We start from the raw sequence: 24,768 nt of genomic DNA on the forward strand, positions 1-24,768 counted from the left end.
AGAAATGACCGACCTTGAAAAGAACCCCAGCTGCGCCATGAACCATTATCCCGCACCCCGAAGATCGACTGCAAAGGAAAAAACATGCCAACCGGAAATAACAAAGGGTGGGCGGGCGAACACATTTAACGGGCAGTGGGACAGGCATTCTCATGCGGGATCATGCTTGTCGCCGATGTCAGGGCGGGCCGGTTCGATCGGCGCCGGCCGGGCAGCAGCGGACTGCGCCTTGACCGGGCATCCGCGGTGATGGCAGCTGGACACTCAACTCTGTCGGCGCGTCCGGCGTTTCGCACCGCGGATGCCAGGCCCCTGTTCGAAGAGGTGAGTCCCCGTCCGAACGACCTACGAACTGAAGCGCTGAGCGGCCGGAGGAGGGGCGACGCTGGCGCGCGGGACCAAGCTGGGGGCGATGACGCGGCGGCCCGTCGCCGGTGGGCTGCCCGACTCGATCTGGGCCAGGAGCATGTCGACGCCGGCCCGGGCCACAGCCTCGAAATCGGGGCGGACGGTGGTCAGCGGGGGAGTGTAGAAGGCCGCCTGCGGAACGTCGTCGAAGCCGACGATGCTGATCTCGGCGGGGACGCGGCGGCCCTGCTCGTTGAGGGCGCGCAGCAGGCCCAGCGCCATGTGGTCGTTGCCGGTGAAGACGGCGGTCACCTCGGGCAGGCGGGCCAGGAGCTTGCCGTTGCGATATCCGGACTCGGCGCTCCAGTCACCGATCAGCAGAGGGGGCGGTTCCACGCCGGCGTCACGCAGGGCCTCCTCCCAGCCGCGCACCCGGCCGTTGGCGTCGAACCAGTCCTGCGGACCGGAGATGTGCCAGACCGCGGAATGGCCCGCGGCCAGCAGATGCTCGGTGGCGGCGCGGCCGCCGGCCACCTGATCGACGGTCACCCGCGTGCTGGGCCGGTGGGGATCGCCGTCGACGGTGACGAGTGGGACATCGGCGGGCAGGGCCGCCAAGGCCGACTCGGCGCTGGTCACCGGGGCGATGACGACGAGGCCGGCGACACGCTGGTCAAGGTGCCGTTCGACGGCGCGGGCGATGGAGCGTTCATCAAGGGTGCGGACGTTGCCGACGTTCACGGCGAAGCCGCTGTCCTGGGCGGCCTGCTCGAAAGCGTTCAGCATGGAGGCGGGCCCGTAGAGGGCGGTGTTCGGCGCGACGACACCGATCACACCGGAGGTGCCGGTGACCAGGGCGCGGGCCGTCCGGTCGGGCCGGTAGCCGAGCTCGGCGATGGCGGCCCGCACCTTGAGGCGGGTCGGTTCGCTGACGTTCGGGTGTTCGTGCAGCACGCGCGACACGGTCTGATGCGACACCCCGGCCAGCCGGGCGACATCCATCATGCCCGGAGGCCGCCCGCGCTTCACACTCACCAGCACCCCGCATCTCGTCTCTGCGGGAACAATAGTCCCGTCCAGGGCCGGGCCCCGCGAGAAGACGCGCCAGGGAAACGCAGCACACACCCAGACGAACCCACCGAGGGGCGGAAGCCACGCCGCGATGCCGGGGTGGGGCGGGCGCTGCGACGTGATGTCCCGGGTGGGGCGGGCGGCGCGAGGCGATGTCCCGGGTGGGCGGGCGGCGCGCGGCGATGTCCCGGGTGGGGCGGGCACTGCGAGGCGACGTCCCGGGTGGGGCGGGCGGCGCGAGGCGATGTCCCGGGTGGGCCCGCGCCGCGCCGCGATGCCCCGGTGGTGCCGAAGCCGTGACACGGAGTCCGGAGGGTGCCGCCGAAGGGCCGAGGCCTCGACACCATGTCCGGGCGGGAGGACTGCAGCCACGAGGCCAAGCGGACGGCCGCTGAAGCAACGACGTGAAATTTGCGCGGAAAGGCCGAGGGCAAGCGTTACCCGCCGAACCTTTCGGGACGCCGAGGCCGCGGTGAACGGGAGCCCGCTGCTGGTGCCGGATTTAACCGACATATCCAGGGGCGGCGGCGCGTGACCGGGAGTGAGCTCGGAGGAGGTGTGCGGCGGCACGCTGAAGCCCTGACGTGAGGCTGAGGGGGAGGGCCGCGCCGGAATTGGCGCGGAGGTGCGGGCGGTGCGCAGCGAGGGGGCGGTCCGCAGCGGAGGGTGGGCGGTGTGCAGGGGCGGTGCGCAGCGGAGGCGGGCGGTGTGAGGTGGAGGCGTGCGGCGCGGGGTGGAGGCGGGCGGTGTGAGGTGGAGGCGTGCGGCGCGGGGTGAAGGCGGGCGGTGTGCAGGGGCGGTGCGCAGCGGAGGCGGTCGGCGGGCGGTGTGAGGTGGAGGTGGGCTTAATGGAACGGGGGAGGGCCTGTGCTTTCGCGGCGCACCAAGTGCGGGGTCACCAACACCCGGTCGGTGGTGGAGTCGCCGGACATGTGTTGCAGCAAGAGGGTCAAGGCTCGCCGGCCCAACTCGCTGAAATCCTGGCGGACCGTTGTCAATGGGGGCAGGAAGTAGCCGGCGTCGGGCATGTCGTCGAAGCCGACGATGCTCACGTCGTCGGGGACCCGGCGGCCTGTCTCGTGCAGTGCTCTCAGGACGCCCAAGGCTATGCGGTCGTTCGCGCAGAAGATGGCCGTCACCTGCGGATCCGCGGCCAGCAGGCGGCCCCTCGCGTAGCCCGATTCCGCGTCCCACCAGCCCGGGTCGGCCGGGGGTACCACGGCGCCGGCCGCGTACAGGGTGCTTCGCCAGCCCTCCACTCTCTCCTGTGCCTCCGGCCAGTCGGCGGGGCCGGCCACGTGGTGGACCGTTCGGTGGCCCAGGTCCAGCAGGTGCTGGGTGGCCAGGTGGGCGCCGGCCGCGTTGTCTATGCCCACCGTGGGGGCCTCGTCCGATTCGCCGGCCGTGCCCACCGCCACGCAGCGTAACGATGGCGGGGCCTGGGCCAGGGCGCTTGTGACCGTCAATTTCGGGGCGATCGCTATCACGCCGTCCACCGCGTGCTGGGTCAGGCGGTCGACCGCCTCGACCACGTGGCGGCGTTCCAGGTCGCGGACCGAGGCGATGCTGACCATGTAGCCCGCGTCGCGGGCGGCGCTCTCTATGGCGTACAGCATCGACGCCGGGCCGAACAGTGTGGTCTCGAAGCCGATGATGCCCAGCGTGTCGGACTGGCGGGTGACCAGCGTGCGGGCGGCCAGGTTGCGGCGGTAGTTCAGGGACTGCATGGCCTCCAGCACGCGCAGCCTGGTCTCCTGCCGCACGTTGGGGTGGTTGTTCAGGACCCGCGACACGGTCTGGTGCGAGACGCCGGCCAGCTTGGCGACGTCGCGCATGACCGTGAGCCGGGGGCGGGCCCGATCACCGTCGGTCGATGGCAAGAACAACCTCCGAGCGCCGATTTGTGAGCGTGAACATCGCACACGGTTTGCCCGGATGTCCATAGCCGACCTGCCCGCCACCACCATCGGCAATCGGTCGGTAACAAACCGAGCGCGAAACCTTGACGGAGCGTTTGAGAACGGTAACACTGCTGAAACGCGGTGCCCGGATCGGCCGCGACTCTCCTCTCGATGCTCCGCTCGGTGTTCGCGGTCGCGGTGACGACCATCTCTGAATGCGTGAACGTTAACAATTTGGAGGGCCCTGTGCTCAAGAAGATTTCCGCGGCGATGGTCGGTGGGCTCCTGCTCGCCTCGACCCTGGCCGGTTGTGGCGGCGACGACGGTGGCTCCGGCTCGGGCGGCGGCGGTGACAAGATCACCCTCGGCTTCTCGCAGGTCGGCGCGGAGAGCGGCTGGCGTACCGCGAACACCAAGTCCATCCAGGAGTCGGCGGCCTCGGCCGGCATCGACCTGAAGTTCTCCGACGCCCAGGGCAAGCAGGAGAAGCAGATCGAGGCGATCCGCTCCTTCATCACCCAGCGGGTCGACGTCATCGCGTTCTCGCCCGTCGTCGAGTCGGGCTGGGACCCGGTGCTCAAGGAGGCCAAGGACGCCGGCATCCCGGTGATCCTGACCGACCGCGCGGTCGACTCCAAGGACACGTCGCTCTACAAGACCTTCCTCGGCTCCGACTTCGTCGAGGAGGGCAAGAAGGCCGGCGAGTGGCTGGCCAAGGAGTACGACGGCAAGACCGAGCCGGTCAACATCGTCGAGCTTCAGGGTACGCCGGGCGCGGCGCCCGCGATCGACCGCAAGACCGGCTTCGAGGACGTCATCAAGAGCGACCCCAAGTTCAAGATCGTCGCCTCGCAGACCGGCAAGTTCGAGCGCACCAGCGGCAAGCAGACGATGGAGACGTTCCTGCAGTCCGTCAAGGACATCGACGTGCTCTACGCGCACAACGACGACATGGGCCTGGGCGCCATCGAGGCGATCGAGGCGGCCGGCAAGAAGCCCGGCACCGACATCAAGATCATCACCGTCGACGCGGTCAAGGACGGCATGACGGCGCTGTCCGAGAACAAGATCAACTTCATCGTCGAGTGCAGCCCGCTGCTCGGCCCACAGCTGATGGAGCTGGTCAAGAAGGTCAAGAACAAGGAAGAGGTTCCGGCCCGGATCCTCACCGAGGAGACCACCTTCACCCCGGAGCAGGCCAAGGCCGCTCTTCCCGACCGCAAGTACTGACGATCAGGGGCGCCCCGGCCGCCACCGGGGCGCCCCGCAACAAACGGAGTGGGATGAATGGGTGAGCCGCCCGCGGTCCTCGAGATGACCGGAATCCAGAAGATATTCCCCGGCGTCGTCGCGCTCGACGGCGTCGATTTCCGGCTGTTGCCCGGCGAGATCCACGCCCTCATGGGCGAGAACGGCGCCGGCAAGTCGACTTTGATCAAGGTGCTCACCGGCGTGTACGGGATCGACGGCGGCGACATCAAGCTGAGCGGGAAGGACGTGCTGTTCACCGGCCCGCTGCAGGCGCAGGAAGCCGGCATCAGCACCGTCTATCAAGAGGTCAACCTCTGCGCCAACCTCTCGGTCGCGGAGAACATCTTCATCGGCCGCCAGCCGCGCCGCTTCGGCCGCATCCAGTGGTCCGAGATGCGCAAGCGCTCGGCCGATCTGCTCAAGAGCCTCGACCTCGACCTCGACGTCTCGGCCCCGCTGAACACGTACTCCCTGGCCGTGCAGCAGATGGTCGCGATCGCCCGCGCGGTGGACATCGACGCCAAGGTGCTGATCCTCGACGAGCCGACGTCCAGCCTCGACGCCTCCGAGGTGGCCCAGCTCTTCGCGATCATGCGGCGGCTGCGCGACTCCGGGGTGGCCATCCTGTTCGTCTCGCACTTCCTCGACCAGATCTACGAGGTCGCCGACCGGATCACGGTGCTGCGCAACGGCGCCCTTATCGGCGAGTACCGCACGGCCGAGCTGCCCCAGGTCGAGCTGGTCCGCAAGATGATCGGCAAGGAGCTGGCCACGCTCGAGCAGCTGGAGAGCCGCCCGCGCGAGTCGGCCGAGCAGATCGAGCGCGGCGAGCCGATCCTGCGCGCCGAGGAGCTGGGCCGTGAGGGCGCCATCGCTCCGTTCAACCTCACCATCCACGCCGGCGAGGTGGTCGGCCTGGCCGGGTTGCTGGGCTCCGGGCGTACGGAACTGGCCCGGCTCCTGTTCGGCGCCGACAAGGCCGACAGCGGCAAGCTCGAGCTCGACGGCAAGCCGGTCGCCATGAAGTCGCCGCGGACCGCGATGTCCCGCGGCATCGCCTTCTCGTCGGAGAACCGCCGCACCGAGGGCGTGATCGGCGAGCTCACCGTCCGCGAGAACATCATCCTGGCCCTGCAGGCGGCCCGCGGCTGGACCCGCCCGATCGCCAAGCGCCGCCAGGACGAGCTGGTCGGCAAATACATCAAGGCCCTGCAGATCAGGCCGGACAACCCCGAGATTCCCGTACGGAATCTGAGCGGCGGCAACCAGCAGAAGGTGCTCCTGGCCCGCTGGCTGATCACCGAGCCCAAGCTGCTGATCATCGACGAGCCCACCCGCGGCATCGACGTCGGCGCCAAGGCCGAGATCCAGCGCCTGGTCGCCGAGCTGTCCACCGGGGGCATGGCCGTGCTGTTCGTCAGCGCCGAGCTCGAGGAGGTGCTCCGGCTCAGCCACAAGATCGAGGTGCTGCGGGACCGGCGCCTGGTCGAAGAGCTCGACAACACCGGCGACGTCGACGCCGACCGCATCATGCGGACCATCGCCAGCGGAGCGACCTCATGACATTCCTCAAGAGCCGGCTGATGTGGCCGGTCGCCATGCTCGTGGTGCTGCTGCTCTGCGCGCTGATCTTCTCCGACGGTTTCTTCGACATCCGGATCCAGGACGGGCACCTGTTCGGGACGCCGGTGAACATCCTGCGGGCCAGCGCGCCCCTGGTGCTGGTGGCCATCGGCATGACGCTGGTCATCTCGACCGGCGGCATCGACCTGTCGGTCGGCTCGGTGATGGCCGTCTCCGGCGCCATGGCCTGCCTGATCATCGGCGACCTGTCCAACCAGAACAGCGTCGGCGGCGTCGCGGTCGCGGTGGTCGCGGCGATCGCCCTCTCGCTCGTGCTCGGCCTGTGGAACGGCTTCCTGGTGGCGGTGTTGGGCATCCAGCCGATCATCGCGACGCTGATCCTCATGGTGGCCGGCCGCGGGCTGGCCCAGCTGATCACGTCGGGGCAGATCATCAACGTGCAGTCGAGCCCGTACAAGGTGATCGGCGCCGGCTACGTGCTCGGGTTGCCGGTGTCGGTGCTGATCGCGGCGGTCGTTCTCGTGATCACGGTGCTGCTCACCCGGCGTACGGCGCTGGGACTGCTCCTGGAATCCGTCGGCGGAAGCCCGGTGGCGAGCCGGCTCGCGGGCATCCAGGCCCGCCGGTTCACCGTGATGGTGTACGTCGTCTCGGCCGCCTGCGCCGGCATCGCCGGGCTGATCTACAGCTCGAACGTGTCCAGCGCCGACGGCAACAACGCCGGCAACCTGATCGAGCTCGACGCCATCCTGGCCGTGGTCATCGGCGGCACCGCGCTCACCGGCGGCCGGTTCTCGCTGGCCGGTACCACGCTGGGCGCACTGCTGATCGCCACCCTCGACACGACCGCCCAGTCGGTGGGCATCCCGCCCGAGGCCACCCTGGTCTTCAAGGCCGTGGTGGTCGTGGTGCTCTGCCTCGCCCAGTCGGCGACCTTCCGGGCCATGTTGTTCCGCCGGTCGACTCCTCGGCCGGCCGCACGGGCGGAGGTCCCGGCATGATCGACGTCAGCACGACCCCGGCCACGAACAAGAGCGGCCCGGCCAGCCGGCGGCGCACGTACCGGCCGAACGCGCAGTACATCCCGGTCCTGGCGACGCTGTCGCTGCTGATCGTCATGTACACCGTGGGCGCGGTGAACTACGAGAACTTCACCCACCCCTCGGTGATCCTCAACCTGTTCACCAACAACGCCTTCCTGCTGGTCGTCGCGGTCGGCATGACCTTCGTGATCCTGACCGGCGGCATCGACCTGTCGGTGGGCGCGGTGATCGCGATGACCTCGACCGTGGCCGCCACGCTGCTGCAGGCGGGCTGGCCGGCCGGGGTCGTCATCCCGGTCGTGCTGCTGGTCGGTGGCGTGCTCGGGCTCGGCATGGGCGCGGTCATCCACTTCTTCAAGGTGGAGCCGTTCATCGCCACGCTGGCCGGCATGTTCCTGGCCCGCGGCATCGCCCTGCTGATCAACCAGAACTCGATCCCGATCACGAACGAGTTCTGGACCAGCATCGCCGAGACGCGCATCGTCTTCGAGCCGGGCGTCTACATCTCCGGGATGGCCCTGGTCGCGCTGGCCGTGGTGGCCGTGGCCGCGGTCGTGCTGGCCTGGAGCCGGTTCGGCCGCAACGTCTACGCGATCGGCGGCAACGCCGACTCGGCCCTGCTGATGGGCCTTCCGGTCGGCCGTACGCGGATCGGCGTCTACACGCTCAGCGGTTTCTGCGCCGCCCTCGGCGGCCTGATCTACAGCATCACGACCACGTCGGGCTACGCCGGGCACGGCACCGGCACTGAGCTCGACGCGATCGCGGCCGTGGTCATCGGCGGCGTGCTGCTGACCGGCGGTTCCGGCTACGTGCTCGGCACGGTCCTGGGCGTCCTGGTGCTCGGCATGATCAACACGATCGTGAACTTCGCGAGCCTCAACTCGTGGTGGGCCCGGATGGCGATCGGCGTGCTGCTGTTCGCCTTCATCGTCCTCCAGCGCCTCGTCACCAGAAAGGCGAAGTGATGTCCAGCTACACCATCGGGGTCGACTTCGGGACGCTGTCGGGCCGCGCCGTGGTCGTGCGGGTCTCCGACGGGGCCGAGGTCGGCGCGGCCGTGCACGAATACGCGCACGGCGTCATCGAGCGCACGCTGCCGTACACCGGCGAGCAGTTGCGCCCGGACTGGGCGCTGCAGGACCCGGCCGATTACATCGACGTGCTGAAGACGGCCGTGCCGTCAGCGTTGGCCGCCGCCAAGATCGACCCGTCCGAGGTGATCGGTATTGCCACGGACTTCACGGCGTGCACGGTGCTGCCGGCCCTGACCGACGGAACGCCACTGTGCGAGTTGCTCCCGGAGCGCCCACACGCGTACCCCAAGCTCTGGAAGCATCATGCGGCGCAGCCGCAGGCCGACCGCATCACCGACCTCGCGCACGAGCGGGGTGAGCCCTGGATCGCGCGCTACGGCGGGCGGATCTCCTCGGAGTGGCAGTTCGCCAAGGCCCTGCAGGTGCTGGAGGAGGACCCGGAGGTCTACGCGCGGACCGAGCGCTGGATCGAGGCGGCCGACTGGATCATCTGGCAGCTGTGCGGGCGCGAGACCCGCAACGCCTGCACGGCCGGCTACAAGGGGATCTTCCAGGACGGCCACTACCCCGATAAGGCCTACCTGGAGGCGCTGAACCCGGCCTTCGCCGACTTCGCCGAGACCCGGCTGGCCCATCCGCTGTCCGCGCTCGGCGAGCGGGCGGGCGACCTGACCGAGCAGGCCGCGGCCTGGACCGGGCTGCCGGCCGGCATCGCGGTCGCCGTCGGCAACGTCGACGCGCACGTCACCTCGCCCGCCGCGCAGGCCATCACGCCCGGGCAGATGCTGGCCGTGATGGGCACCTCGACCTGCCACATCATGAACGGCGAGGCCATCGCGCCGGTGCCCGGCATCTGCGGCGTGGTCGACGGTGGCATCCTGGCCGGTCTGTACGGCTACGAGGCCGGGCAGAGCGGCGTCGGCGACATCTTCGGCTGGTTCGTCGAGCAGGGCGTGCCGCCCGAGGTGCACGATCGGGCCCGCGCGGCCGGCCTGGGCGTGCACGACTACCTGTCGGAGCAGGCGGCCGAGCAGCCGGCCGGCGGGCACGGGCTGATCGCGCTCGACTGGCACAACGGCAACCGCTCGGTGCTGGTCGACCACCACCTGTCCGGCGTGATCGTGGGGCAGACGCTGGCCACCCGGCCGTTCGAGATCTACAAGGCGCTGATCGAGGCCACCGCCTTCGGCACCCGCACGATCATCGAGTCCTTCGAGCGGGCGGGTGTGCCGGTCACCGAGTTCGTGGCCGCGGGCGGGCTCAAGCGCAACACCCTGGTCATGCGGATCTACGCCGACGTGCTGCGCCGGCCGATCAGCGTGGCCACCTCCGATCAGGCGCCCGCCCTCGGGTCGGCCATCCACGCCGCGGTGGCCGCCGGGGCGTACCCCGACGTGGCGACCGCGGCGGCGACGATGGGCCGCGTCGAGAAGGCGGTCTACGAGCCCGACCCGGCCGCGGCCGACGTCTACGACCGGCTCTACGCGGAGTACTCGCTTCTCCACGACTACTTCGGGCGTGGCGAGAACAAGGTGCTGCACCGGTTGCGCGATCTGCGGAACGAGGCGCTGGGATGAGCGTGCTTGATGACGTACGCCAAGAAGTCTGTTCTCTGCATTCGCATTTGACCCGATGGGGCCTGGTCACCTGGACCGCCGGCAACGTCTCGGCCCGGGTGCCCGGCGAGGACCTGCTGGTCATCAAACCCTCGGGCGTGTCGTACGACGACCTGACCCCGGCCGCCATGGTCGTCTGCGACCTTGACGGCAAGCTGGTCGAGGGCGAGCACAGCCCGTCCAGCGACACCGAGTCGCACGCCTACGTCTACCGGCACATGCCCGAGGTCAACGGCGTCGTGCACACCCACAGCCCGTACGCCACGGCGTGGGCCGCCCGCGGGGAGCCGATCCCGTGCTCGCTGACCGCGATGGCCGACGAGTTCGGCGGCGACATCCCGATCGGGCCGTTCGCGCTGATCGGCAGCGACGACATCGGCCGCGGCATCGTCGAGACGCTGCGCGCCAGCCGCTCGCCGGCCGTGCTCATGCGCCAGCACGGCCCGTTCACCATCGGCGCCACCGCCAAGGCCGCGGTCAAGGCCGCGGTCATGTGCGAGGACGTCGCCCGCACCATGCTCCTGGCCCGGCAGCTCGGAGCGATCGATCGACTGCCCGGCGACGCCGTGGACAGCCTGTACGACCGCTACCAGAACGTCTACGGCCAGCGCTAGTTTTTGGGGGAGACAATGAGTGAGCACGAGGTCTGGTTCCTGACCGGCAGTCAGGGGCTCTACGGACCGGAGACTTTGGACCAGGTCGCGGCGCAGTCGCGGGAGATCGCCGCGGCGCTGGGCTCGTCGCTGGACGTCCGGCTGGTCTGGAAGCCGGTGCTGACCAGCGCCGGCGACATTCTGGCGGCGGTACGGCGGGCCAACGACGACGACAACGTGATCGGCGTGATCGCCTGGATGCACACGTTCTCGCCGGCCAAGATGTGGATCGCCGGCCTGGACGCGCTGCGCACCCCGCTGCTGCACCTGCACACACAGGCCAACGTGGCGCTGCCCTGGTCCGAGATCGACATGGACTTCATGAACCTCAACCAGGCCGCGCACGGCGACCGCGAGTTCGGATATATCGAGGCCCGCCTCGGCGTGGCCCGCAAGACCGTGGCCGGGCACGTCAGCAATCCGCGGGTGGTCGACCGCGTCGCGGCCTGGGTGCGGGCGGCCCGGGGGCACGCGGCGATCCGGTCGCTCAAGCTGGCCCGCTTCGGCGACAACATGCGGGACGTCGCGGTCACCGAGGGCGACAAGGTCGAGGCGCAGCTGCGCTTCGGGGTGTCCGTGAACACGTACGGCGTCAATGATCTGGTCAAGGTCGTCGACGACGCTCTGGACACCGAGGTCGACAAGCTGGTCGGCGAGTACGACGAGCTGTACGAGGTCGCGCCCGAGCTGCGCGACGGCGGCGAACGTCACGAGTCGCTGCGGTACGCGGCCCGGATCGAGCTCGGCCTGCGGCAGTTCCTCGACGCCGGCGGCTTCGGCGCGTTCACCACGAACTTCGAGGACCTCGGCGGCCTGCGCCAGCTGCCCGGCCTCGCGGTGCAGCGGCTGATGGCCGACGGTTACGGCTTCGGCGGCGAGGGCGACTGGAAGACCTCGGTCCTGCTGCACACGATCAAGGCGATGGCGCCGGGCGGCACGTCCTTCATGGAGGATTACACGTACGACCTGACGCCCGGCCAGGAGCGCATCCTCGGCGCCCACATGCTCGAGGTGTGCCCGTCGATCGCGGCCGCCCGGCCCCGGCTCGAGATCCACCCGCTGGGCATCGGAGGGCGCGAGGACCCGGTCCGCATGGTGTTCGACGCGGCGCCCGGCCCGGCCGTGGTCGTCGGCATGTCGGACATGGGGGAGCGGTTCCGGCTGACCGCCAACGTCATCGAGGTCGTGCCGCCGACCGAGGCCCTGCCCAAGCTGCCGGTGGCCCGCGCGGTGTGGAAGCCGGCGCCCGACCTGTCCACGTCGGCCGAGGCGTGGCTGACCGCGGGCGGACCGCACCACACGGTGCTGTCGTCGGCGATCGGCGTGGAGGAGCTGAACGACCTGGCCGAGATGCTCTCCTGTGAGCTCTTGGTGATCGACTCGGACACCACGATCCGGGAGTTCGTCAAAGAGGTCCGCTGGAACCAGGCGTACTACCGGCTGGCCCGCGGCTTCTGACCTTCACCCGGTGCCGAACGGTGCCCCGCGGCACCAGGGTCGGCCGCAGCTGCACGGACTCGGGACGGCGTGCGCCCAGCAGGAGGCGCACGCTCTCTCGGCCGACCTCGGCGAACTCCTGCCGCACGGTGGTCAGCCCGGGATGGGTGAAGCCGGCCTCGGGCACGTCGTCGAAACCGACCACGCTGACGTCGTCGGGCACGCCGCGGCCGTGCTCGGCCAGCGCCCGGATCAGCCCGATCGCGATGTCGTCGTTGGCGGCGAAGACGGCGGTGACCCCGGGGTCGGCGGCCAGCGCGAGCCCGCACCGGTAGCCCGACTCGGCCGACCAGGCGGCCCGCACCACGGGCGGCGCCTCGATGCCGGCGGCGGCCAGGGCGGCCCGCCAGCCCGCCTCCCGGGCCCGGCTGCCGTGCCACTGCTCGGGGCCGGCCACGTGCCAGACCGTGCGGTGCCCGTGCGCCAGCAGATGACGGGTGGCCAGCAGCCCGCCCGCGTACTGATCGACGGCCACGTTGGCCGTGCGCCACTGCGGAAGGCCGTCGACGGTCACGACGGGCAGGCCGTCCGGCACGGCCGCGAGCAAATCGGCCGCCGCGGCCACCGGGGCGACGACGATCAGCCCGGCCACGTCCTGGCCGGCCAGGCGCCGGACCACCTCGTGGGCCTCCGCGTCGTACTCCGCGACGTGACCGACCGCCACCGCCAGGCCGGCGTCGAAGGCGGCGTCGCCGATCGCGTGCACCATGCTGGCCGGTCCGTACAACATGGAGTTCTGCGCCACCACGCCGATGACCGTCATCCGGGCTCCCTCGTCTGTTAACGCCGGGCCTGTTAACGCCAACATGTCGGGCTCACCGCGGCGAGTCAATTCCCTGTTACGCGCTTGTTACGTGGTTTCTTTCCTCCCACGGTCCGGGGAACGTCTGGTAAACAACGGGGATGTCTTTCGCGTGGTCGACGGTCGGCACCGTCCCGGTCAACGGTGTCCGCCTCGGCTACCGCGCGGCGGGCGACCCGGCGGGCGCGCCGGCGTTGCTCGTGCACGGCACCGGCAGCAGCGCGAGCACGTGGGACCGCTTCGCGGCCCGGCTGGTCCCGCTCGGCTACCAGGCGGTGGCGGTCGACCTGCGCGGGCACGCGACGAGCGAACGCACCGGTTCGTACCTGCTGCGCTCCCTGCGAGACGACCTCCTCGGCTGTCTCGCCGCGTTCTTCGGAGGCCCGGCCGTCGTGGTCGGGCACTCCGTCGGGGCGTACGCCGCCCTGGCCGCGGCCCAGCACTCGCCGGACCTCGTCTCCCGGCTCGTTCTCGAGGACATCGCGGCCCCGCCCCGCTGGGGCGGCCTGCCCCGGCGGCTGAGCCGCTTGATGGCCGGCCGCCCGGTGCCGGCGATCCTGCTCCAGGTGGCCTGCGCCGACCCGGGCTGGTGGGGCCGCCTGTCCGCGGTCGCCCAGCCGTCCCTGGTCGTCTCGGGCGGCCCGTCCAGCTGCATCCCGCCGCGGCGGCTGGCCGCCGTGACCGCCGCCCTGCCGGACGCCCGGCTGGCGACGATCCCGGTCGGCCACCGCGTGCACAGCCTCGCCCCGGACGCCTTCTTCGCTTCGGTGGCCGGCTTCCTGCCGTCGTCAGCTGCGGTGGTGTGATTCGGCCAGGCGGTAGACGGGCGTCGGCAGCCCTTCATAGCGGGCCTTGAGCTGCAACGCCAGGTAGAGCGAGTAGTGCCGCGACTGGTGCAGGTTGCCGCCGTGGAACCACAGGTTCTCCTGCAAGGTGGGCTTCCACATGTTCCGCTGCTCGCCCTCCCACGGGCCCGGGTCCTTCGGGGTGTCCGAGCCCAGGCCCCACACCTTGCCGACCCGGCCGGCCGTCTCGGCGTCGACGAGGTCGGCCACCCAGCCGTTCATCGAGCCGTAGCCGGTGGCGTAGACGACCAGGTCGGCCGGCAGCTCGGTGCCGTCGTCGAGGACCACCGCGTCCTCGGTGAGCCGGACGACCTGGCCCTGCGCCAGCTTGACCTGACCGCCGGCGACCAGGTCGGCCGCGCCCACGTCGATGTAGTAGCCGGAGCCCCGTCGCAGGTACTTCATGAACAGGCCGGAACCGTCGGCGCCCCAGTCGTGCCGGAAGCCGGCCTTCTCCAGCCGCGCGTAGAAGTCGGCGTCCCGCTCCGCCATCCGCTCGTACAGCGGGATCTGGAACTCGTGCATGATCCGGTACGGGATCGACGCGAAGATCATGTCGGCCTTGTCGGTGGTGAAACCGGCCGCGACGGCCCGCTCCGAATAGAGGTCGCCCAGCCCCACATCCATGAGCGTGGCCGACTTGACGATGTGCGTCGACGACCGCTGCACCATGGTCACATCGGCGTCGTGCTCCCAGAGCGCCCCGCAGATGTCGAACGCCGAGTTGTTCGACCCGATGACGACGACCTTCTTTCCCCGGTACGCCTCGGGGCCGGGATGCTCGCTGGAATGTTGCTGATCGCCGCGGAAGACGTCCTGCCCGGGGATGACCGGCTTATTGGGTTTTCCCGACATGCCGGTCGCGAAGACGACGTGGGCCGGGGTGAGCTCGACCGATTCGCCTTCCCGGTCGACGATGACGCTCCATCGTTTCGCCTTATATGTCGCAGACCTGACGGTCGAGGACGACCAGTACGGCACCTCCATGACCCGGGTGTACATCTCCAGCCAGTCGCCGATCTTGTCCTTGGGCGAGAAGACCGGCCAGTTGGCCGGGAACGGCAGGTAGGGAAGGTGGTCGTACCAGACCGGATCGTGCAGGCACAGGCTCTTGTACCGCCCACGCCACTGATCACCGGGCCGCGCATGCTTGTCGAGCACCAGCGCCGGAACCCCGAGCTGCCGCAGCCGCGCACCGAGGGCGATCCCACCCTGCCCGCCACCGATCACCACGACGTACGGGTCGTGCTCCTCCGCCGCTTTCACATACTCCCGGCCCTTGGCCAGGGTGTGTTCCGCGCCGAGAGGCCGCCGGTCGCCCTGGCGCTCCTCGAAGCCCTTGAGCTCCCGCAGCGTGGTCAACAGGGTCCAGGCACCCTCGGCCTTGAGCCGCAGGTGCCCGGTGCCCCGCCCGGTAGCGGTCTCGAACCGGATCCAGGCGTCGATCACGCCGTCCGCTTCCGCCGGTTCCTCGGTCAGCGCGAAGCCGCTCGGATCGACGTGATCCAGCGTCTCGCCGAGCATGTCGGCGATCCCATCACGCCCTTCGACGGTGGTGATGTTCCAGGTGAAGGCGACGAGGTCACGCCAGAAGCTCTCCGGCGCGAAGAGAGCCGCCGCGGCCCGTACGTCACGGGTCCGCAGCGCGGCCTCGAGCGAGCCCAGCCATTCTTCGACACGTTGCTTGGGGGAGGTGTCCATGCCTCCACGAAACCGGCGTGCCCACTGTCCGCAACAGAGTTGCAACACATTGCATCCGTAAAGCCTAGTCGTGAAGCAGCGAGTCTCTTGACTACTAGTCGCAGGAATGCGAGGCTATCTCGTGCGCTGGGATGGCCGGTGCCGGAGGGGGAGCAATGAGTCAAGAAGAGCCGGCGCCTTCCCGTGATTACGACGGCCCGTACAAGGCGTTGTTGAGCGCCTATCCCCGCGAGGCGCTGCAACTGTTGTGCGGAGCGCGGCTCGACGACGGGGACGTGGTGGTGGAGTTGCCGACCGAGGTGCCGCGGCAACGCAGCCTCCAGTGCGACAGGGTGTTCGCGATTCAGCGCGCCAGCGACGGGTCCGCCGACGTCTACCACGTCGAGATCCAACTGAAGCGCACCGTGGACTTCCAGGAGCGGATGCTGGCCTACTTTGCGGGCCTGGCGCTCAAGCACCGCCCCTCGACGCACCGGATCCATCAGGTGGTGTTCTGGCCGCGGGGCGGCGGTTACCCGGGCCGATTCACGCGCGACCGGGTCCGGCTGGACTATCTGTCGGTCGACGTCACCGGCGACCTGGACCCGGGCATGCTGCTGACCAGCGCGTTGGCGCCACTCGCGTTGGCATCGAGGAATGCGCCGCCCGACGTCGCCGAACGGGTCGCCGACCGGATCGCCGCGACGAGCTCGCCCGAGGAGAAGTTGGTCCTGGTCGAGCTGGGTATGCTCGGGGAAAGTTCCTTGGCGCTGCTGTTTCTGGAAGCTTTGCGGAGGAGAGGCATGAACGACGTCCTGGAGCAATCGGAGTCCGGCCGCGAGATCGCCCGCCGAAACCTGGAGCAGGGCGAGGTCAATGGGATGCGCGCGCTGCTACGGGCGAAGTACGGCGACTTCGCCGACCTGGAAGCCCTGGCCCGGCGGCTGGCTGTCGGCGACCACGATGGGAACATCGCTCGCATCGTGGCCGGTGCGAGCTTGGACGATCTGCGTTCCTGAGCTGCGGCGTCAGCTGCGCACTTGTCCTGCTCGCTTCTGGACCTCGTCCGGGCGGGCGTGGGAGCCTCGGGAGGGGTGACCGCGGGGAGGTGGCGTGGGCGACTACAGCGCGGTGCGGCCGGGAACTGATCTGTCGCGGTATGCGCGTGATCTGCTGCGGGTGCATGACGCTGTGCTGGCCGGGGATCGGCCTCCTCATCGGCCGCGGGCACTCGTCGAGAGGTCCTGGTCGCGGGTGCTCGGGCTCGGGCTCGATCCCAGCCAGGCCAACGCCCGCGATCCGTTGCCGGCCGGGGAGGTCGAGCGGCGGCGGCGCGACTCCGGGCTCGCGCCGGTCATCGGTGACCTGCTCCGGATGGCCGAGGATGCGGCCTTTCTGCTTGTCGTCACTGGGGCCGACGGGACGATTCTGTGGCGGGCCGGGCCCACGGCGTTGCGGCGGCGGGCCGATCGGCTCGGGTTCGGGGAAGGGGCGCTCTGGACCGAGGCCGCCGTCGGCACCAACGCCATCGGGACCGCGCTTGTCGAGGCCGCTCCTGTTCAATTGTTCTCGGCTGAGCATTTTGAGCAGGCCCAGCACGCCTGGTACTGCTCGGCCCATCCCGTGCACGATCCCCGCACCGGAGACCTGCTCGGCATCGTCGACGTCAGTGGGCCCGCGCTCACCCTGCATCCGGCGATCCGGGTGCTGGTCGAGACCGGGGTGCGGCTGGCCGAGGCGCGGCTGTGGCGGCATCACGCGGACCGGCTGGAACGGCTGCGGCGCTCGGCCGCGCATGTGGCCGGTACCGCCCGCGGTCCGCTGCTGATCGTCGATGACCACGGCTGGGTGGCCCACGCCAGTGGGGTGTCCGCGCGAGAACGCATCGGCGCTCCCTCGGCGGGCGCACCTGTGGCCGTACCGGGAATGGGCCTCTGCCGGGCCGAACGCCTGCCCGAAGGCTGGCTGATCCGCCCGGCCGGGCCGCACGCGGCGATCACCGCGACGCTCGATCCGGCCGGTTCGCCGCCGCTTCTGGAGGTACGCGGTGACGCCGAGCCCTGGCGCACACCGCTCACCCGCCGCCACGCCGACATCCTGTCCCTGCTGCACGGCTGTGGCCCGGCCGGGCTGACCGCAAGCCAGCTGAGCCATTTCCTGTACGGCGACACCGCCCACGTCGTCACCGTCCGCGCCGAGATCAGCCGCCTCCGCCGCGCGGTCGGTGCCCTGGTCACCACCAACCCGTACCGCCTGGCGGCGGGCGTGACGCTTGAGGTCCGCCGCTGAGTCGCGTTCCAGGCGCAAAGCAACATGTCTCTCGAATTGGAGAACCTGTACAAGGCGCTCATCAAGGCCTATCCCCGCGAGGCGTTGCAGCTGTTGTGCGGCATACACATCGACGACCAGACGACGGTGGAGGAATTGGAGGCTCCCTGGCAGGCCGACCTCGACGAGATGCGTGCGCTTCTCTGGGCGAGATACGGCGACTTTGAAGGGAACGTCGCCCGCATCGTCGCCGGTGCGACCTTGGCGGAGCTGCGTTCCTGAGCCTGGAACCACGTTTCACTTACGTTGCGGATCGGGCCGCCGATGGGTGATGCCATGGACGTCATTGGTGCGGCTCGGCGGTTTCGCGCGGATCCGGGCCTGCTCGCGCTGGCGGTTGCTGGTGTGGCCGTCGTCCTGTGGTTTCTGGCTGGGCCCGGTGGGGCTACCGTCTCCTGGGCCGTGCAGACCGGGCTGGATGTGGCGATCGCGGTGTTCGCGTGGCGGCTGACCCGGGCCACGGCCGGGCAGCGGCATGCCCGCCGGTTCTGGCGGGCGGTCATGGTCACCGGTGTCGCCTGTGCGGTGGGGGACGGCTATCAGACCGCGCTGGCCGTCATGCACCTCTCCGGGCATCAGCCCAGTCCCGTGCAGACCGGTTTTGTCGTGGCCGGCATGCTCGTCGCGATGGTGGCCATGGTCTGCCACCCGCTCGGCGGCGCGGGACGGCAACGTCTGCGGTTGTGGCTCGACGCGGTGACCGTACTGGCCGCTGTCGCCGTTTTTCTCTGGTATTTCGTTCTGGCCGACGTGGTCGCCGAGGGCAACCGGGCCGAGGTGGCGGGTGCGGCGGCCGCCTCGGCGATCATGCTGCTGCTCAGTGTCGGGCTGCTGAAGCTGCTGCTCAGCGGGACCGCTCCGTTCGCCAAGGGCCCCGGGCTGGTGGCCACGGCGGGAGTGGCCGGCACGGCGATCGCGGCCTCGACCGTCACGCTGCTGACCGGCACCGACGACCCCGGCGTGATCTACGTGTCGCAGCTGTTGCCGTGTCTGCTCATGCCGGTGGCGATGCGCTGGCAGGAGCTGCGGATGCGCCGCCGCGGCGGCGTGGCCGGGCCCGACCGGCGGCGGCACGGCAGCCGGCTGCCCTATCTGGCCGTCGTCGCCGTCCAGTTGCTGCTGGTGGCCGCGCTGACCACGCGCAGCGCCGACCCGCAGGTGTGGGGCGTCTCGGTCGGCGCGGTTCTGATCACGGTGCTGGTGCTGAGCCGGCAGATGGCGGCGTTCACCGACAACGAGCGGATGCGGGAGTGGTTCCAGTCGGTGGTGCAGCACTCGTCCGACCTGACGCTGGTGGTCGGGGCCGACGGGCTGGTCCGCTTCGCCACCCCGGCCGCGCGCCGGTTCCTGGGCATCGGCCCGGACGAGCTGGTCGGTACGGCGCTGACCGACCGGATAATGCCCGACGACCGGCATCTGCTGACCGAGCTCGTGGCCCGGCTCGCGGCCGAGCGCGGCGCCGACGCCGACGCCGAATTGCGGCTGCGGCACACCGACGGGTCGTACCGCTGGCTCCAGGTCGTCGGGGTTGACCTGACCGCCAATCCCAGCGTGGGCGCGCTCGTCTTCAACGCCCGGGACGTCACCGAGGCGCGGCGGCTGCACGACGAGCTGAGCCACCGGGCGACACACGACGCGCTGACCGGGCTGGCCAACCGGAGCCTGCTCGAACAGCGCCTCGACGAGCTGCCGCCGGACGAGACCGTGAGCGTGGTGCTGGTCGACCTGGACGGCTTCAAGCCCGTCAACGACAACTATGGTCATCACGCCGGTGATCAGGTGCTGGCCGCCGTCGCGGATCGGCTCAGCGCGTTCGGGGTGTTGGCCGCCCGCCTGGGGGGCGACGAATTCGCCGTACTCACTTATGGGCATTTTTCGCGTGAAGCGGACATCAGCGCCACGATCGCCGAGCCGATCTGGATCACCGCCACCCAGCAGGTCACGGTCGGCGCCAGCGTCGGCGTCGCCACCGGCTCGCCCAGCGAGGGCGGCCGGCTCCTGCGCGACGCCGACGCCGCGATGTACCGGGCGAAGGCGCTCAGCCCATCCGCTGCCCGTAGACGTGGGCGACCTTGAGCACCATGAGCACGCGCTTGTCGGACACCATCACCGACCGGTACTCGTCCCAGTCCGGATGTTCGCCGGCCGCCTTGCGGTAGTAGTCGACCAGCGCCTCCACCTCGGGCCCGTTCGGGTCGGTGCCCGGCCCGATCAGCTCCACCTCACCCTCGGCGGTCGCCCACGCCCAGCCGTCACCCCGGGTGACCTCCAGCGCGGCCCGCGGATCGCGGCGCAGGTTGGCCGTCTTGGCCCGGCTGTCGGTGATCGACACGTAGACGCGCTCGGCGTCCCGGTCGTAGTACGGGGTCACCGGGGAGAGCTGCGGCAGGCCGTTCGCCTTGATGGTGGCGAGCACACCGAGCTTGCTCTCGGCCAGCAGGTCGCGCGGGTCGTAGTCAGACATGGGTGAGCACCTTTCGGAGAAGGGTGTTGACCGCTTCGCGGCCGGCCCGGTTGGCGCCGACCGTGGACTGGGACGGGCCGAAGCCGATCAGGTGGATCCGCGGGTCGGCGGCCACCTGGGTGCCGATCATGCGGATGCCGCCGCGCTCGTTGCGCAGATGCAGCGGGTCGAGGTGGGCCAGGTCGGCCTTGAAACCGGTCGCCCACAGGATGGCGTCGACCGGGGTGAACGAGCCGTCGGCCTCGCGCACGCCGTGCGGCTCGATCGCGGTGAACATCGGGCGGCGCTCCAGCGCGCCGCGTTCCTTGGCCGCGCGGGCGTACGGGGTCCAGGCCAGATCGGTGTACGAGACGACGCTCCCGGTCGGATTGCCCGCCTCGACGTCGGCGACCACCTTGGCGATGATGCCCGAGCCGTCGAACTCGCCGAGGTCCTTGAAGACCGGCTCGCGGCGCGTGTACCAGAACGTCGTGGCGACCCGGGAGATCTCTTCGAGCTGCTGTACGGCCGAGATCCCGCCGCCGACGACGGCCACGCGCCGGCCCGCGAACGCGTCCGCCGAGACGTACTCCTGGGTGTGCAGTTGAATTCCGGCGAAGCTCTCCTGCCCCGGATAGCGCGGCCGTACCGGGTTGGTCCACGTGCCGGTCGCGTTGATGATCGCCCGCGCGCTCCACGAGCCGTGATCCGATTCGACGATCAAAGTCTCTTCGGGCCCGGGCCGTACGGCGGTCACGCGCACCGGGCGCAGAATGGGCAGCTCACTGGCCGCCTCGAAGTCGGCGAAGTACCGCGGCACGGCCACGCGACTGGCCTCGGCCGGGTCGAGCGGCGGCTTGGGAAACCCGGGAAGGTCGAAGATGCCGTTGACGGTGGCGATCCGCAGCGACTCCCACCGGTTCCGCCACGCCCCGCCGGGCGCGGGCGCCGCGTCGAGGACCACGAAGTCCACGCCGCGCCGCTTCAGGTGGTAGGCGGCCGACAGCCCGGCCTGACCACCCCCGATGACCACCACCGTCACCTGTCGCACGACCGGGCCAACCCGCGAGATCGTTCCCGTATTCCCCTGCGGCCATCGCGGAGTGCCCCTCCGGGAACGCCGCGCTTTCCCGCGGCGTCCGGCAGGTCGCACGGCCCATCCCGGCCGAGCTACCGCACAACAACGGCCTTTTCTGAGGCCCACCGGGCGAAGCTCGTCACCGGCACGCCGAGGGCCCGCGCGAACTCGGGGCGGGCCGGCTGCGGCACCTCGTTCATGAGCTGGTTCGACAGGACGGCGTAGGGCGGCATGCCGCCGGCCAGCGCCTCCTGCTCGCTCATCTCGGGCGCGGTCATGCCCATCGCGGCGGCGATCTCGGTGAGCGTGAGGTGGTCGCTCGCCAGTTCCAGTTCAACTTCGTTCCAGGCGTACGGGTCGGCGACGGCCGCCGCCACGGTCGTCCCGATGTCGTCCACCGCCACGAGCGAGAGCCGTGTCCGCGGTTTCAGGGTCGTGACGATCCCGCCCTCGAGGCCGCGCGGCAGCAGGTAGGCCTGCGACGGCAGGAAGTTCTCCATGAAGAAGCCCGGCCGGATCAGCGTCCAGAACGGGAAGCCGGCCTCCTTGACCCGGTCCTCGATGCCGGCCTTGGCCGCGTAGTACGGCCGCATCGGCGCCCACCGCTCGTCGCCGGGCAGCCGCCGGGAGCCGGAGACGGACGAGTGCACGAAGTGCGGCACGCCCGCCTCGCGGGCGGCCTCGATCAGGTTGACGGCCTGCCGCAGCTCACCGTCGAAGTCGAACGACCCGTCCTTCAGCGGCGGCATCTGCATGGAGAAGACGGCGCCGGCGCCCCCGGCCGCCTTCCGCAGCGAGTCGCGGTCCTCCAGGTCGCCGACGACGACGTCGGCGCCGTCCACGGTTTTCGCCGGATCGCGGACCAGAGCCCGTACGGGAATGCCGGCCGCCCGCAGAGCGCGGGTGACCGCACCTCCCTGTTGCCCTGTAGCTCCGACCACCAAGACGGTCATGACACACTCCTCCCCTTAAGCGGCGGACCACGCCGTTTCGTTGGGAGTAAGATACGGCGGACCCCGCCACTTATCAACCGGGAGATGACGTCATGCGCGCCGACGCCCGCCGTAACTACGAGCTGCTGCTGGGCGTGGCGGCCGAGGCGATCGCCCGGGAGGGCGCCGACGCTTCCCTGGAGCAGATCGCCCGCACGGCCGGAGTCGGCTCGGGCACCGTCCGCCGCCATTTCCCCACCCGGCACGCCCTGCTGGAGGCCGTCTTCCGCCGGCAGACCGACGCCTTGGCCGATCGGGCCGCCGATCTGGCCGACCACGCGGACCCGCGCGCGGCGCTGCTGGAGTGGCTGGCCGCCGTGATTTCCTTCGCCGCCACGGTCCGTGGCGTGGCCGAGGCACTTAATCGCGACCGCGCGGCCGGCCCCGGCGAGGCCCACGGTCATTGCGCCACGGCTCGCCTCACCGAGGCCGGCGCTCCCTTGGTCGAGCGGGCCGCCCCGGTCCTGACTCCCGGCGTGACCATCTCCGACCTGCTCACCCTGGTCACCGGCATTGCCTTGGCCACCGAGCACCACCCCGACCCCGCCACCGAGGCGACGCGCCTGCTCGACCTGACCATCACCGGCGTCAGCCCGGCCACCGTCGGCGCCATCCCGGCCACCGTCGGCGTCGGCACGGCCGCCACCGGCGCCATCCCGGCCACCGTCGGCGTCGGCACGGCCGAAGTCGGCGCCGGCCCGGCCGCCCGGGGCGCGTGATCGTGTCTTCGGTTGCGGCGCTCATCTCGGTTCTGCTGGACGGTGACGCCCGGGAGGACGAGCGGGACGACGCCGCGCAGGATCTTTCGGCTTTCGACGAGCCAGAGGTGCATGCCGCGCTGGCGCGGGTCGCCACCGATGCGGCCGAGAGTGAGTTGGTGGCGGCCTCGGCGGGGGAGTCGCTCGCGGAGCTGTGGATCGCTCGGGGAGCTGTCGACCGCGCCGTCTTCGAACGGCTGGTTCCTCCGGCCCGCGCGGAGGTGGCCGGCCTTGTGGGTCACCGGGCGCCAGGGCTGCTGACGGCTATGCGGTGAGTGCGAGGAGGCTTTCCGCGGTGTCGGTGATCGTGTCCTCGATGGGGCGGGGCTTCCAGCCGAGCAGGCGTTCGGCCTTGGCCGCGGTGGCGTCGAGGTCGCGGCCCAGGATGGCTTTCAGGGCGCGCATCCGGGGGTTGACCCGGGCCAGGGCGCGGGCCGCGGCCAGGGGCATCTCGCGGGTGGGCACCTTGGCGGCGCGGTCGCCCAGGCGGGAACGCAGGACGGCGGCCAGGTCGCGCTGCCACAGGCTGTGGCCGGCGGTGGCGATGAAGCGCTCGCCGGCGGCCGCCGGGTCGGTCATCGCCAGCAGGTGCAGGGTGGCCACGTCGCGGACGTCGACGTAACCGGTGGCGAACTTCAACAGGGCCGGTTGTGAGCCGTCGAGCATGGCGGCGAGGGAGTTGAGCGACGGGGAGTAGTCGGGGCCCAGCACCGGGCCGAGCACCGCTGTCGGGTTGACGGTGGCCAGTTCGAGGCCCTCGCGCCCGGCGAAATCCCAGGCCGCGCGCTCGGCCAAGGTTTTCGACTTCTGGTACGGGGCGATGTCGGCGAAGACGTTCGTCCAGTCCTGTTCGGTGAACGGGGTGTCGCGCGGCGGGTGGCCGTAGGCGATGGCGCCGATCGCGGAGGTGAGCACCACCCGCCGTACACCCGCCCGCTGGGAAGCGCGAAGCACGCGCAAGGTGCCGTCGACGGCCGGGCGGACCATCTCGTCGTCGTCGCGCGGCACGCCGGTCAGGGTGGGCGACGCGACGTGCAGCACGAAGTCGCAGCCGGCCGCGGCCTCGGGCCAGCCCTCGTCGCTTCCCAGGTCGGCCCGCACCACTTCGACGTCCGCGCCGAGCGTCGCCCGCACCTGCGGCTCGCGGGCCAGATCTCGCACCGTTGTGCGCACGGTGTGCCCGGCGTCGAGCAGGGCCAGCACGCAATAGCCGCCGATGTAGCCCGAGCCGCCGGTTACCAGAACGTTTGTCATGCCGGCAACGTTAATGGAGACCTCTCCGCTTGCGCAAGACTAAACGGAGAGGTCTCCATTACAAGTGAGGCCGTCGAGGAGCAGGGCCAGCATCGGCTGCGTACGCTCCGGCGCGGCCCGCCACAGGGCGCCCGTGAACTGCAGGAAGTCGCCGGGATCGGCGTCGGCGCGGATGCTCCCGCTCCGCTGGCCGGCGTCGAGCAGCTGAGTGATGGCGGCGATCACCGGCCGGTACGTCTGCTCGGTGATCGACGCGTGAGCGCCGGGGCTGAGGGCGGCGCCGAACGCGTGCTTGGCGCGCATCGCCTCCACCAGATCGGTCGTCCACTGCCGCAGCGCCTCGACCGGCGTCAGGGTGGCGAGCAGCTCGGGCGCCGAGCCGATGAGCCGGTCGACCTCCTCCTGGTAGATCTCCAGGATGAGCGCCTCGCGCGACGGGTAGTTGCGGTAGAGGGTGCCCGGCCCCACGCCGGCCCGCTGCGCGATCTGATTCATCGAGGTGTCACCGTCCTCGGCGAACGCCTCCCGGGCGGCGGCCAGGATCCGGGCCCGGTTCTCGCGAGCGTCTGAGCGAACCATGACTCGAT

At 70.5% G+C, this 24,768-nt stretch carries 23 protein-coding genes; 14 read left to right on the forward strand and 9 right to left on the reverse strand.

What is annotated here, in order from left to right:
* Positions 1-345 precede the first annotated feature (345 nt).
* Both ACFY36_RS03810 and ACFY36_RS03815 read right to left on the reverse strand, forming a co-directional pair.
* Complete coding sequence (locus tag ACFY36_RS03810; protein WP_499744851.1) at positions 346-1,353, reverse strand: LacI family DNA-binding transcriptional regulator; 1,008 nt, start codon at positions 1,351-1,353, stop codon at positions 346-348.
* A gap of 911 nt (positions 1,354-2,264) precedes the next feature.
* Positions 2,265-3,254: a LacI family DNA-binding transcriptional regulator gene (locus ACFY36_RS03815; RefSeq protein WP_499744852.1), complete on the reverse strand. Its 990-nt coding sequence runs from the start codon at positions 3,252-3,254 to the stop codon at positions 2,265-2,267.
* Between the two features lie 336 nt (positions 3,255-3,590).
* On the opposite strand from ACFY36_RS03815, the gene ACFY36_RS03820 reads away from it, so the two are divergent.
* From ACFY36_RS03820 to araA, 7 genes are read left to right on the forward strand one after another with little or no spacing between them, the layout of a single operon-like run.
* Entirely contained in the window at positions 3,591-4,550 is a 960-nt protein-coding gene (locus tag ACFY36_RS03820; RefSeq protein WP_499744853.1) for an ABC transporter substrate-binding protein, read from the forward strand.
* Positions 4,551-4,607: 57 nt separating this feature from the next.
* Positions 4,608-6,134 (forward strand): sugar ABC transporter ATP-binding protein, encoded by a 1,527-nt coding sequence (locus ACFY36_RS03825; protein WP_499744352.1) that lies wholly within the window; start codon positions 4,608-4,610, stop codon positions 6,132-6,134.
* Positions 6,131-7,156 carry an ABC transporter permease gene (locus ACFY36_RS03830; RefSeq protein WP_499744353.1) on the forward strand — a complete coding sequence of 342 codons (1,026 nt, stop codon included), beginning with the start codon at positions 6,131-6,133 and terminating at the stop codon, positions 7,154-7,156. The genes ACFY36_RS03825 and ACFY36_RS03830 overlap by 4 nt, the downstream gene beginning before the upstream one ends.
* Complete coding sequence (gene yjfF / locus ACFY36_RS03835; protein WP_498697494.1) at positions 7,153-8,166, forward strand: ABC transporter permease family protein; 1,014 nt, start codon at positions 7,153-7,155, stop codon at positions 8,164-8,166. The genes ACFY36_RS03830 and yjfF overlap by 4 nt, the downstream gene beginning before the upstream one ends.
* The gene (araB, locus tag ACFY36_RS03840) at positions 8,166-9,812 is read left to right on the forward strand and encodes a ribulokinase (RefSeq protein ID WP_499744354.1); all 1,647 of its coding nucleotides are present in this window, start codon (positions 8,166-8,168) and stop codon (positions 9,810-9,812) included. Before yjfF ends, araB begins: the two co-directional genes overlap by 1 nt.
* Complete coding sequence (locus ACFY36_RS03845; RefSeq protein WP_499744355.1) at positions 9,809-10,465, forward strand: L-ribulose-5-phosphate 4-epimerase; 657 nt, start codon at positions 9,809-9,811, stop codon at positions 10,463-10,465. Before araB ends, ACFY36_RS03845 begins: the two co-directional genes overlap by 4 nt.
* A 15-nt stretch (positions 10,466-10,480) precedes the next feature.
* A complete protein-coding gene (gene araA, locus ACFY36_RS03850; protein ID WP_499744356.1) occupies positions 10,481-11,962 on the forward strand; it encodes an L-arabinose isomerase in 1,482 nt (493 codons plus the stop codon).
* Here araA and ACFY36_RS03855 read toward each other — a convergent pair.
* On the reverse strand, positions 11,910-12,764 hold the full coding sequence (locus tag ACFY36_RS03855; protein WP_499744357.1) for a substrate-binding domain-containing protein: 855 nt from the start codon (positions 12,762-12,764) through the stop codon (positions 11,910-11,912). The two genes, araA and ACFY36_RS03855, sit on opposite strands and share 53 nt — an antisense overlap.
* A gap of 140 nt (positions 12,765-12,904) precedes the next feature.
* Here ACFY36_RS03855 and ACFY36_RS03860 point away from each other — a divergent pair, with 140 nt between their 5' ends.
* Positions 12,905-13,609 (forward strand): alpha/beta fold hydrolase, encoded by a 705-nt coding sequence (locus ACFY36_RS03860; protein WP_499744358.1) that lies wholly within the window; start codon positions 12,905-12,907, stop codon positions 13,607-13,609.
* On the opposite strand, the gene ACFY36_RS03865 is transcribed toward ACFY36_RS03860, so the two are convergent.
* Positions 13,592-15,349, reverse strand: a complete 1,758-nt coding sequence (locus tag ACFY36_RS03865) for an NAD(P)-binding domain-containing protein (RefSeq protein WP_499744359.1) — start codon at positions 15,347-15,349, stop codon at positions 13,592-13,594. The two genes, ACFY36_RS03860 and ACFY36_RS03865, sit on opposite strands and share 18 nt — an antisense overlap.
* Before the next feature lie 155 nt (positions 15,350-15,504).
* On the opposite strand from ACFY36_RS03865, the gene ACFY36_RS03870 reads away from it, so the two are divergent.
* The 4 genes from ACFY36_RS03870 to ACFY36_RS03885 all read left to right on the forward strand — a co-directional run bounded on the left by ACFY36_RS03870 (position 15,505) and on the right by ACFY36_RS03885 (position 19,732).
* A complete protein-coding gene (locus tag ACFY36_RS03870; RefSeq protein WP_499744360.1) occupies positions 15,505-16,347 on the forward strand; it encodes an RpnC/YadD family protein in 843 nt (280 codons plus the stop codon).
* A 94-nt stretch (positions 16,348-16,441) separates the two neighbouring features.
* Positions 16,442-17,617 (forward strand): sigma-54-dependent transcriptional regulator family protein, encoded by a 1,176-nt coding sequence (locus ACFY36_RS03875; RefSeq protein ID WP_499744361.1) that lies wholly within the window; start codon positions 16,442-16,444, stop codon positions 17,615-17,617.
* 24 nt (positions 17,618-17,641) lie between these two features.
* Positions 17,642-17,878, forward strand: a complete 237-nt coding sequence (locus ACFY36_RS03880) for a hypothetical protein (protein WP_499744362.1) — start codon at positions 17,642-17,644, stop codon at positions 17,876-17,878.
* A gap of 54 nt (positions 17,879-17,932) precedes the next feature.
* A complete protein-coding gene (locus tag ACFY36_RS03885) occupies positions 17,933-19,732 on the forward strand; it encodes a diguanylate cyclase (protein WP_499744363.1) in 1,800 nt (599 codons plus the stop codon).
* Here ACFY36_RS03885 and ACFY36_RS03890 read toward each other — a convergent pair.
* The 3 genes from ACFY36_RS03890 to ACFY36_RS03900 form a co-directional block, all read right to left on the reverse strand.
* Positions 19,695-20,120: a PPOX class F420-dependent oxidoreductase gene (locus tag ACFY36_RS03890; RefSeq protein ID WP_499744364.1), complete on the reverse strand. Its 426-nt coding sequence runs from the start codon at positions 20,118-20,120 to the stop codon at positions 19,695-19,697. The genes ACFY36_RS03885 and ACFY36_RS03890 overlap by 38 nt on opposite strands.
* A complete protein-coding gene (locus ACFY36_RS03895; protein ID WP_499744365.1) occupies positions 20,113-21,150 on the reverse strand; it encodes an FAD-dependent oxidoreductase in 1,038 nt (345 codons plus the stop codon). The genes ACFY36_RS03890 and ACFY36_RS03895 overlap by 8 nt, the downstream gene beginning before the upstream one ends.
* A gap of 119 nt (positions 21,151-21,269) precedes the next feature.
* Positions 21,270-22,130, reverse strand: a complete 861-nt coding sequence (locus ACFY36_RS03900; RefSeq protein ID WP_499744366.1) for an NmrA/HSCARG family protein — start codon at positions 22,128-22,130, stop codon at positions 21,270-21,272.
* Positions 22,131-22,222: 92 nt separating this feature from the next.
* Here ACFY36_RS03900 and ACFY36_RS03905 point away from each other — a divergent pair, with 92 nt between their 5' ends.
* On the forward strand, positions 22,223-22,888 hold the full coding sequence (locus ACFY36_RS03905) for a TetR/AcrR family transcriptional regulator (RefSeq protein WP_499744367.1): 666 nt from the start codon (positions 22,223-22,225) through the stop codon (positions 22,886-22,888).
* Between the two features lie 2 nt (positions 22,889-22,890).
* Positions 22,891-23,202, forward strand: a complete 312-nt coding sequence (locus tag ACFY36_RS03910; RefSeq protein WP_499744368.1) for a hypothetical protein — start codon at positions 22,891-22,893, stop codon at positions 23,200-23,202.
* Here ACFY36_RS03910 and ACFY36_RS03915 read toward each other — a convergent pair.
* Complete coding sequence (locus tag ACFY36_RS03915; protein WP_499744369.1) at positions 23,192-24,181, reverse strand: SDR family oxidoreductase; 990 nt, start codon at positions 24,179-24,181, stop codon at positions 23,192-23,194. The genes ACFY36_RS03910 and ACFY36_RS03915 overlap by 11 nt on opposite strands.
* Before the next feature lie 39 nt (positions 24,182-24,220).
* On the reverse strand, positions 24,221-24,760 hold the full coding sequence (locus ACFY36_RS03920; RefSeq protein ID WP_499744370.1) for a TetR/AcrR family transcriptional regulator: 540 nt from the start codon (positions 24,758-24,760) through the stop codon (positions 24,221-24,223).
* Positions 24,761-24,768 lie beyond the last annotated feature (8 nt).

The organism is Actinoplanes sp. NPDC000266 (assembly GCF_042899005.1).
In the GTDB taxonomy this organism is placed as follows: domain Bacteria; phylum Actinomycetota; class Actinomycetes; order Mycobacteriales; family Micromonosporaceae; genus Actinoplanes.